The sequence below is a fragment of the Anaerotignum sp. MSJ-24 genome, assembly GCF_018918145.1.
Lineage (GTDB): Bacteria > Bacillota > Clostridia > Lachnospirales > Anaerotignaceae > Metalachnospira.
Genome location: NZ_JAHLPX010000008.1, coordinates 72,337 through 82,501, shown reverse-complemented (window position 1 = coordinate 82,501; position 10,165 = coordinate 72,337). Strand labels below are relative to the sequence as shown.

Annotated in this window: 8 protein-coding genes; 2 read left to right on the top strand and 6 right to left on the bottom strand. The window is 40.3% G+C overall.

Features of this window, described 5'->3' with window-relative positions; genetic code table 11:
• Positions 1-124 precede the first annotated feature (124 nt).
• Positions 125-1,120, bottom strand: coding sequence for a 2-hydroxyacid dehydrogenase (locus KQI66_RS09345; protein WP_216428918.1), 996 nt, complete (start codon positions 1,118-1,120; stop codon positions 125-127).
• A 214-nt stretch (positions 1,121-1,334) separates the two neighbouring features.
• Here KQI66_RS09345 and glpK point away from each other — a divergent pair, with 214 nt between their 5' ends.
• On the top strand, positions 1,335-2,828 hold the full coding sequence (gene glpK / locus KQI66_RS09340) for a glycerol kinase GlpK (RefSeq protein WP_216428916.1): 1,494 nt from the start codon (positions 1,335-1,337) through the stop codon (positions 2,826-2,828).
• Between the two features lie 17 nt (positions 2,829-2,845).
• The gene (locus tag KQI66_RS09335) at positions 2,846-4,069 is read left to right on the top strand and encodes an MFS transporter (protein ID WP_216428915.1); all 1,224 of its coding nucleotides are present in this window, start codon (positions 2,846-2,848) and stop codon (positions 4,067-4,069) included.
• 18 nt (positions 4,070-4,087) lie between these two features.
• Here KQI66_RS09335 and spoIID read toward each other — a convergent pair whose 3' ends face one another.
• From spoIID to KQI66_RS09310, 5 genes are all read right to left on the bottom strand, one after another.
• A complete protein-coding gene (gene spoIID / locus KQI66_RS09330; RefSeq protein ID WP_216428913.1) occupies positions 4,088-5,056 on the bottom strand; it encodes a stage II sporulation protein D in 969 nt (322 codons plus the stop codon).
• Between the two features lie 82 nt (positions 5,057-5,138).
• On the bottom strand, positions 5,139-5,921 hold the full coding sequence (locus tag KQI66_RS09325; RefSeq protein ID WP_216428910.1) for a hypothetical protein: 783 nt from the start codon (positions 5,919-5,921) through the stop codon (positions 5,139-5,141).
• 16 nt (positions 5,922-5,937) lie between these two features.
• Entirely contained in the window at positions 5,938-6,810 is an 873-nt protein-coding gene (locus KQI66_RS09320; protein ID WP_216428908.1) for a radical SAM protein, read from the bottom strand.
• A 116-nt stretch (positions 6,811-6,926) separates the two neighbouring features.
• The gene (locus KQI66_RS09315; protein ID WP_216428907.1) at positions 6,927-9,074 is read right to left on the bottom strand and encodes an S-layer homology domain-containing protein; all 2,148 of its coding nucleotides are present in this window, start codon (positions 9,072-9,074) and stop codon (positions 6,927-6,929) included.
• Between the two features lie 93 nt (positions 9,075-9,167).
• A complete protein-coding gene (locus tag KQI66_RS09310; protein WP_216428905.1) occupies positions 9,168-10,109 on the bottom strand; it encodes a D-aminoacyl-tRNA deacylase in 942 nt (313 codons plus the stop codon).
• Positions 10,110-10,165: the final 56 nt, after the last annotated feature.

The following is a 10,165-nucleotide window of genomic DNA, read 5'->3' as shown; positions in this document are numbered from 1 at the left end:
GGCTGCCAGAGATAGTAATGCGGTTGGCGGAATCCATTCAATGCATCTTAAGATGCTGCGCCTGTAATACGCCCTTCTAGGGCGAGTACAAACCACTAGTTTAACTAGTGGTTTTGATTAATTCTTATTTTCTTTTTGCAAGAGTGTTTTTAGGATCCATTGTTCCGTTGATACTGTCCTCAAGATTTTTGAGCGTTGTTTCCGCAATGGCTTTCATTGCCTCTGTTGTAAAGAATGCCTGATGGCTTGTTATAAGCACATTTGGGAATGTAAGAAGTCTTGAAAGCTCATCATTGCTGATGATTTCATTTGAACGGTCCTCAAAGAAATATTCATCCTCTTCCTCGTATACGTCAAGACCTACGCCGCCGAATTTTCCTTCCTTAAGTGCTTCAATAAGTGCCGGTGTATCAACAATAGCACCTCTTGATGTATTTACAAGTATAACTCCGTCCTTCATTTCGCTTATTGTTTTTGCATTTACCATATGCTTTGTTTCCTCTGTAAGCGGGCAATGGAAAGAAATTATATCGGATTTTTCAAAAAGCTCATCAATAGTAACATATCTTGCACCCTTAAGATCTTTTAAAGGATAAGGATCGTAGCAGATAATATCAAGACCGAAGCCCTGCATAATGCTTATCATTGCCTGACCTATTTTACCTGTTCCGACAACACCGAGTGTTTTTCCGCTGAGTGTAATACCCATAAGTCCGTTAATCGAGAAGTTGAAGTTTCTTGTTCTCTGATATGCTCTGTGTACATTTCTGTTTACCGCAAGAAGAAGTGTAAGTGCAAACTCCGCAACTGCCTCAGGTGAATAGCTGGGAACACGAAGAACATCAAATCTTCCTTCTACCGCCTTTAAATCAACATTGTTATATCCTGCACATCTTAAAAGTATTGTTTTAATCCCCTGTTTGTAAAGAATATCCAGTGTGTCCTTATCTGCCTCATCATTAACAAATATACAAACCGCATCGTTTCCTGTTGCAAGGATTGCCGTATCCTTGTTGAGTCTTGCTTCAAAAAATGTTATATCAAGATTCATCTTTTCCGCAAGCGGTTTAAACCATGTTTTGTCATAAGGCTTGGTATCATAGAATGCTACCTTTGTCATAATTATTCTCCTCCTTAATTAAATCAGCCGAAACGGATTTGACCGTATTTCTGAATTATACTATAATTATATATCCGCATATCAATCATGAGCAATATACATAACGCTCAATTATTGTATGGATTAATGTATAATTATATGCTTGTTATATTTTTAACATATTTTTTAGTATTTGTCAACTATCAATTACAATAAAAATCGGAGAAAAATCGCTATGTCAGGTAAATTTATAATGTCCCTTGACCAGGGAACAACCAGTTCAAGAACAATTATTTTTGACAAAAATCAAACAATCATTTCAAAATGTCAGCAGGAATATCCGCAGATATACCCCAAACCGGGCTGGGTTGAGCACAATCCGCTTGATATTTATAACTCACAGTATTCCACTGCGATAGACTCAATGTTACAGGCAGATATATCTCCTTCGGACATTGCCGCAATAGGAATAACCAATCAGCGTGAAACAACAATCGTATGGGACAGAGATACCGGAATTCCCGTATATAACGCCATTGTCTGGCAGTGCAGAAGAACTGCGGATTTATGCGAGGAGCTGAAAAAGGACAGGGAATTTACGCAGTATGTAAAAGAAAATACCGGACTTCTCATTGACGCCTATTTCTCCGCAACAAAAATAAAATGGATTCTTGACAATGTGGAAGGTGCAAGGGAACGTGCCGAAAGCGGAAATCTTCTTTTCGGAACAGTTGACACATGGCTTGTCTGGAAGCTTACTGACGGAAAGGTACACATAACCGACTGTACAAACGCATCAAGAACAATGCTTTTCAATATACACACATTGAAATGGGATAAAAAAATACTCGAAAAGCTCGGTATTCCTGAATCAATGCTCCCGGAGGTTAAAAACAGCTCGGAAATATACGGCTATACCGATATTCTTGGAACAAAGATACCCATTGCCGGAATAGCCGGAGATCAGCAGGCGGCTCTTTTCGGACAGCTCTGCTTTGATAAGGGTGATGTAAAAAACACCTACGGAACAGGCAATTTCATACTTATGAACACAGGCACAAAGCCTGCCGAAAGCAAAAACGGACTTATAACAACAATCGCCTGTGCCATTGACGGAGAGGTTACATATGCACTGGAAGGCAGTGTATTTGTCGGCGGTGCTGTTATACAATGGCTGCGTGACAAAATGAGATTTTTCAGCAGTGCTCAGGACGCAGATTATCTCGGTGCAAAGCTTATGGCGTCGGAAGGTGTATATTTTGTTCCGTCCTTTACGGGAATGGGTGCGCCGCATTGGGATATGTACGCAAGAGGTTCAATATTCGGGCTTACCAGAGGAACGACAAGAGAGCATATAATTCGTGCTGCTCTTGAGGCAATAGCCTTTCAGTCAATGGACGTCATCAATGCCATGTCTGCCGACATAAACGACGAAATCGGCGTAATAAAGGTTGACGGCGGTGCAAGTGCAAGCGAGCTTATAATGCAGTTCCAGTCCGACATAACAAACAAAAAGCTTATTCGTCCCGTTATAGCCGAAACAACGGCTCTCGGCGCGGCTTTTCTCGCCGGACTTGCAGTAGGCTTCTGGGAAAACCGTGACGAGCTTAAAAACAGCTGGGTGCTTGAAAAAACCTATACGCCTAAAATGGACAGGGCCGAGGCTCAAAAGCTTATAAAAGGCTGGGAAAAGGCTGTAAGATGCACCAAAATGTTCAGTGAAGATTAACTCTTCGGGAGATAGAAATGGAAAATAAAAATGATTTTAAAAAGGCTGTGACATTATTTACGCTTGTGGTTATACTTGTGGCAATAATGTCCGGTTTCAGCTCACAGATATACACAAATTATTTCAAAGAAGTATATAACGTCACCTCTGTACAAAGAGGATTTCTCGAAATTCCCAGAGAATCACCGGGAATATTGTGTATGTTCATAATAGCCGCTCTTGCACCGCTCGGAGATATAAAGTCCGGAATATTCGCACAGATACTGGTTGCTGTCGGCTTAACCGCAATGGCTTTCTTTTCGCCGTCATATTCGGCAATGATGCTTTTTCTGTTCATTGCATCAAGCGGACAGCATATATTCATGCCGTTAAATGATTCAATAGGCATGAGCCTTGCACAGGACGGCAATGTAGGCAAGACCTTAGGCAGATTTAAAACCTGCTCAACCGTCTTTTCTCTGCTTACATCGCTTGCTGTATTCATATGCTTCAAATACGGAATTTTCTCTTTTAAAACACACATAATCATTCCGTTTGCGATAGCAATAGTTGCCGCAGTCATAGCCGCAGTTCTGCTCATAGGAATGACAAAATACATCAGGACCGAGCCAAAGCCGAAAACAGAAAAGAAGCACTCAAACCTCGTTCTCAGAAAGGAATATACTCCGTACTATCTTGTCACTCTTGCTTACGGCTGTCAGAAAAGAATAAAACTTGTATTCGGCCCATGGGTAATAGCCGATTTGCTTCTCAAGGGTGCCGATACAATTTCGCTTCTTGCCATAGGAACATATTTCATAGGCATTCTCATTGCACCTGTTATAGGCAGAATGCTTGATAAAATGGGTGCAAGATTTTCTCTTATAGTCGAAGGAATATATATAATAATAGTATTTTCGGCAATGGGCTTTTTAGCCGGCGGCTTTGCATCGGGAAAATTTATAACCGACACACCTGCTATGTATGCCGCATTTATCGTATATATGCTTTGCAATGTTTTCGACCAGTTCAGTACAATACACGCATATCTTATGCGTTCGATTGCAAGAGATGCCTCGGAAATCACCGCAACTCTTTCCGTTGGCCTTAGTGTTGACCATGTAATAGCGATAGTTGTTTCTGCGATATTCGGCATTGTCTGGGCTGAAATAGGTGCACAATATGTATTTTATATCTGTGCCGCAACCGCAATAATACAGATAGCCGTAGGGCTTTCATTAAAAAATAAAGCAAGGAGCTAATCTCCCTGCTTTATTTTTTTATAACTTGGCTATTGTTATGTCCTTATAATAATGGTTCAATATCTGCTTATAGTCCGAACCGTTTTCAGCCATGTATTTTGCTCCGTATTGGCTCATTCCTGCTCCGTGACCGAATCCCTTGGTTATAAATACTATGCTTTCGTTATCCTCTTCTACGGTGAAATTTGCACTTCTCAGTCCCAATGCCTCTCTGAGCTGTTTTCCGGTAAAGCTCATATTGCCGACCGTAACGCTTGTTACATATCCGGCGTCACTCCTGCTGTTTATTACTATTGATTTAAACAGTCCGTTTTCCTCTGCACTAAATTCGGGATATTTTTCCTTGATTTTTGCTATTATATCGGACGGTGTAAAGACTGCCGATACCTCATAGCCGGGAGCATAGGTATCTCCTTCGCTTTCGGCACTTACAAGATAAGGCAGATCATAGTTCCATATGTTGCCTGCCGTTTCGGTTTCGCCTGCACTTGTGGAATGAAAAACCGCAAGTATCGGCTCTCCGTTGTATTCCATTACTTCGCCCTTTGTGCTGTCCACAGCATCGGAAATCTTTTTATAATAGGCATCATAATTATCACCCCAGTTTTTCAGCATTGTTTCCTTTGTTATGAATGCCTGACCTATATCGTCGGTATTGAGCGGAAAATCAGCATTGTCAATGGTTCTTACCGCATAGGTTCTTGCCGCAACCGCCTGTGCCTTCAAAGCCTCTGGCGGAAACGAAACCGGCATTTCTGCGGCAAGCACACCCTTTATATATTCCTCAATATCCATATCTCCAACCTTATATTCCTTACTCGGCGTTTCGTTTTCCTCTGCCGATACGGTAATGCTTTTGGCATCATTAACCGTATTATCAATGACAGCGATTTTTTTACCGCTGAGCATATAAGGCACAATTACAATCGTTATTAAAACGTATATCTGTGACAGCAGAATATATCTGCCTATACTTGCTTTTTTCATAAGCAGTCCCTCCACACAGATATATATGCAATACGGTATAAAATATACTAAAAAAAAGCTCCGTAAACACGAAGCTTAAAAATCAAAGCAAAATTATTATGAGTATAAGATATATCACCGCCGTAAGGGCGATATTCTTAAACATTCTCAAATCTCTTCTTGCAACATACTCAAGATTTTTCGGACATGGATTTTGCACCACAAACAAATTTCCTCTCAAATCCCTTTTCAGCTTAATAACAAGCCTGTCCTCAAGCCTCAGCATGAAATAAATACGTTTAGTAATTCTGAAATGATATTTAACACCGTTATTTATTCCGTATACATAATATCCCTTGAAGGTTTTTCCTCCGAGAAGATTACTTGTGTAAAACCGGCAGTTAAGAAGTATCAGTTCATCATCAAGTGAAAAGAATCTTTCAAATCTGAGCAGGCCTATATAAAACACCGGTATGGTTATAATCATTACTATAATTATGTCTATAACCCTTCGTACATTGCCGACCTCGCCTTTAACGCCCATAACATCGGGAACATAGCCCAAAAACTGTATCTGATATACACAATAGCCTACAAGCATAAGCGATATTAAATAAATAACAATCGGCAGTACAACTCCCTTATCCTTAAATACCTGATTCCACAAAATAACCTTATATATCGCTCTTATGCTCATAGCCGTTTCAAAAATAGCAATAATAAGACACAAGCCGTTTGCCGTACAGCCTCTTCTTATTCCGAGAGCAGATACAAGCGTAACAGCCGCCCAGAAGGTTGTAACAAGCCAGCTTTTTCTGCCTGTCGCAAAGGCCGCCCATACAGAGCAAAATATAATTATACAAGCTAAAAAAGCTATACCGGTCATTTGTGCTTATCCTTTCTTAAAAACCTCTGTAATACTCAGGTCTGTAAGTACTTCTCTTTTCTGCCTCTTCAATCTGTTTAAGAAGCTTTGCATTATCTCTGTTGAATGTGCCGGCAAGCGGAACATAATTAGACGCATGGTTTGAACGGAAAACAGTGCCTTCGGAATCCACATTCTGTATGAACAGCTTAAGCTCCTCAACAACCTCATTCGGCTTAAGATAATCAAATTCGCCCTTTCTAAGCTCATCATACATAGGCACTCCCGGCTCAAGCAGCAATGTAAGGAAGCCGACATATTCCGGCTTCATCTCGCTTATGAGCTTTGCGGAATTCACCGCATGGTTTACAAGATGCTTTTTGCCGCCAAGGCCGGAAATAAGAGTAACCGAAACCTTTATTCCTGCTGCCTTAAGCTTAAGTCCTGCCTCTGCAATTTCCGCATGAGTTGCACCCTTTTTAACATATTCGAGAACCTCATCATCACCGGATTCCGCTCCGACATAAACCATTTCAAGTCCGGCCTCTCTGAGCTTAACCAGTTCCTCATGGCTTTTGAGAAGTACGTCCTTAGGTGCTCCGTACATTGTTATTCTTTCTCTTTCAGGAAAAAGCTCGTTTATAACACCCATTATATAGAGCAGATCCTCTGTTTTGCATATGAGAGCATCGCCGTCGGCAAGAAATATTCTTCTTATAAGATAATCCTTATAGTATTCTCTCATTTCCTTTAAATCGGCAACAACATCTTCAAGCTTTCTTACTCTGAACTTTTTATCCTTAAACATACTGCAAAAGCGGCAGGTATTTCTTGCACAACCTATTGTAAGCTGTATTATAAGACTTCCTGCTTCACTCGGCGGTCTGTAAACTGCTCCTTCATATCTCATAAAATCACACCTTTTTTAGAAATTATTATACATATATACGCCATTTGTGGCAATAGCGATTTAAAAATCCTGCCTATCAACATAAGTCATTTAAGCAGGATTTCATATTGTTTATATTAATCCGTTGTTACATAAATTCTGTTTACATAATCTCTGCTGCTGAATGTAACCCTTACGGTTGCTCCGTCCTCAAGAGCTGCCTCTCTCACCTTCGTGAGCATTGATGTTTCTTCATCATTGATATAACCTCTTGCCGCCGGTTCAACCTTATATGTATACTCAAGTCCGACTGCATTGACAATAGTTATTGATGTTCCGGAAATTGATTTTACCGTTCCTTCATCAACTGTGCCCGAAACAACAATCATTGACTTAAGCGAATAATCGTCCTCATTCATTTCGGCTTCAATCTTCATGGGATTTTTTTCATCGGCAAATATGCTTCTCATTCTTGTATAGCTTATTTCTTCGCCGTTATACTCGCAGTAGATATTTGTGTCATTATAAGGCACATCTATTACATGTCTTACCTCGTCATTGACAATGACAATTCGCTTTGAGTCCACAACATCAAGCATTCCTTCAAGTGTAAGCGACTTTACATTAACACTTGTAACATAGTCTTCATCTTTGTCAAACTCAACCGTAACCAACATATCTGTATCCTTAAGACGGTTTTTTATCTCTCTGTATGTTGCGTTTACGCCGTCAAGAACAAGCTCTGCATCGTCATCAAGCTCATATACGGCAGTTCTGCCGTAAGATGTCTTAAGCGACAATGTTGATGAACTTATGCTCTTAAGCATTCCGGTTGTATTCGAATCATAATAAAAATCAAATCTCTTTACTTTACCAAGATTGTTTACCTGTGCCTTTGCATAAAGCTTTGACTCATTTAAAATTTTAGCAAGCTTTGTTTCGCTTATTTTTGAATTCTCAAGATAATATTCACAGCCGCTTGTAGGCACACATTTAATATTGCCGACTCTTCCGCCGAAGTCGAAATCAATATATACCGCATTATCGGTTATTGAGGTTACCTCGCCTTCAACATCCTCCATCTCTGCATCTATCTCGTATACCTCGTTTGCGGAATTGAGCTTTGCCTTTATATAAAGAACATTTCTACCTAATGTAAGCTCATAAAGTCCGTCCTTTGATACCTGTCCTCCGTCGAGATAATATTTTATGCTTGATGCAAGCTCATATCTCTGCTGTTCTCCGTCCTTTGTATCAAAGGTTATTGCAGAATAGGTTATGTTGTTGAGATAACCCTCAATCTCCGTCTGCTTTGCCGGTGTCGTGTTGTCATTTATATCCGAATTACTGAGATTTACAACAACAGATACCACGATATTGTTGGAGGAAGCAACCGTTACCATATCTCCAATTTTAATATCCGAATAGCTCTTCGTTGCTCCATCACTTGAAATTACAGGTATCGAGCTGTTCAATGCAAATGTGGATACCACACCTGTTTCGTTTGCACTGATTGCTATTGTTTTTGATGAAGTGCCGTCATCAGTAAGTATTACCGTACCTGATACTACCTGAACAGCAGGAGTTGTTGTTGTCTGCTGTTTTTTAAGCTCGGAAGCCTTATAATAGGTCTTTGATGTCATAACAGCCATTTCTGCTCTGTTTATATAATTTTTAGGATTAAAATTGCCTGCATCATCGCCTACAAGTATCTGAAGTCTTGAAAGCAGTTCAATATAAGGTACGCTTGTTGCCGCAACCTTGTCCTTATCATTGAAGGTAAGAACAGCCGATTTATCTACTGAAGAAAGATGCTGTATTGCCTTTCCGAATATAACGGAAACATTTTCTCTTGTGGCATCTCTGTTTACACCCTTGCTCTTCATAAATACAGTAATGTCATTTTCGGAAAGAATACCTGTTTCAAGTCCGTATGCAACACAGTTATATGCCCATTCGGGAATATAAGCCGCATCCATTTTTGTTTTCCATTTGTTTATTGTATCGGTTGTTACCTCTGTCTGCATAGCTCCCGTATTTTTCAGTATGCTGTATGCAAGCTGCATAGCCTCGCAATATGTAATTCTATCCTTTGCTCTGAATACCTTATGACCAGCGCTGTCTGTATCGCCTACCATAAGCCCTAAGTCTGATACGCTGTTTATATATTCCTTTGCGCCTTCCCAGGGAACATTGTCTATATCGTAAAAGTTTGCTGCGCTTGCCGTAACTGCTGAACTTATAGTCATAACGGCCGCAGCAGCCATAACAATGTATTTTTTCATCATTATACCTCCCGCCTAATAATTCATTGCTTATATTTTCCAGTTTACTTTCTTTAAAAGCCTCATCAATACAGGTTTTTCCGGCTTCGTTTTTTATTTCCATTCTATCTCCTCTGGTTTTCTTAATTTCTGATGCTTAAGAATCGGAACATTATAACGCTCGCCAAGCTTTCTCACAAGATCCTTATAACAGCCCTTAAGCTTATCATGGAAAGCGATTGCCTCTATTCCGCCTTCTATTGCGTCCACACAGGCACAGGCTCTTGCAAAGCCGTCCTCGTTTTCATACTGTCCCGAAACAAGCCACTGGTTAGCCATTATGTGGCTGACGCCAAAGCTTTCGTTTTCTCCCCAATCGGTAAATACAGCCTCGGCATAGTTGGTTTCAAAATGTACACCGCCTACACAGAGAATATTGTGCAGCTTCATTCCATCATCGTCAAATACATGCACAAGAGTTCTTGCAAGTGCAAGACACGCTGTTTCATCACCCCAGCTTTCGGGTTCACTTCCGACTTCAATATCCACCATAGGCACCTTATAGCCGAGAAGAAGCTCAGGATTATCATTTTCCTCATGTGCTCCCGACCAATGTGTTGCCTCTGTAACGACATGGTATTCCTCAAGATTGAGTATGTCCTTCTGCTTTTTATAGTTTCTGAGAAGGTTGTGCATATATCTTACATTAATAGGCCCGAAAACGCCGGAATTCATATCACCGAGAGAATGAACCGTAAGCACCTTGTCGGGAGAATTTGCACCTTCGTGCCATGTTACCATAGCCGACATATCGAAGTCTGCGAAATATCTATTCATATCCGGCAGATATTTATTATAGTCCAGACAAAGTGCGGTATTTGTCGGTACAAAATAGTACTCGTCAGCTTTTTCGTCAATATATTTATACACAGGCATGCCGTCAAAAAGTATATCTGTCTTTTCCTTAAAATAGCCTTCCTTTTCGAGCAGCTCCCAAACCTTGGCCGCTACATGTCCCCAGTTCTTGTTGTTGCAAATATAGTATACTGCCTTCATTAAAATATTCTCCTTCAAAAAACATCATTATTCTTCAATATAGCACAAATAGCAGT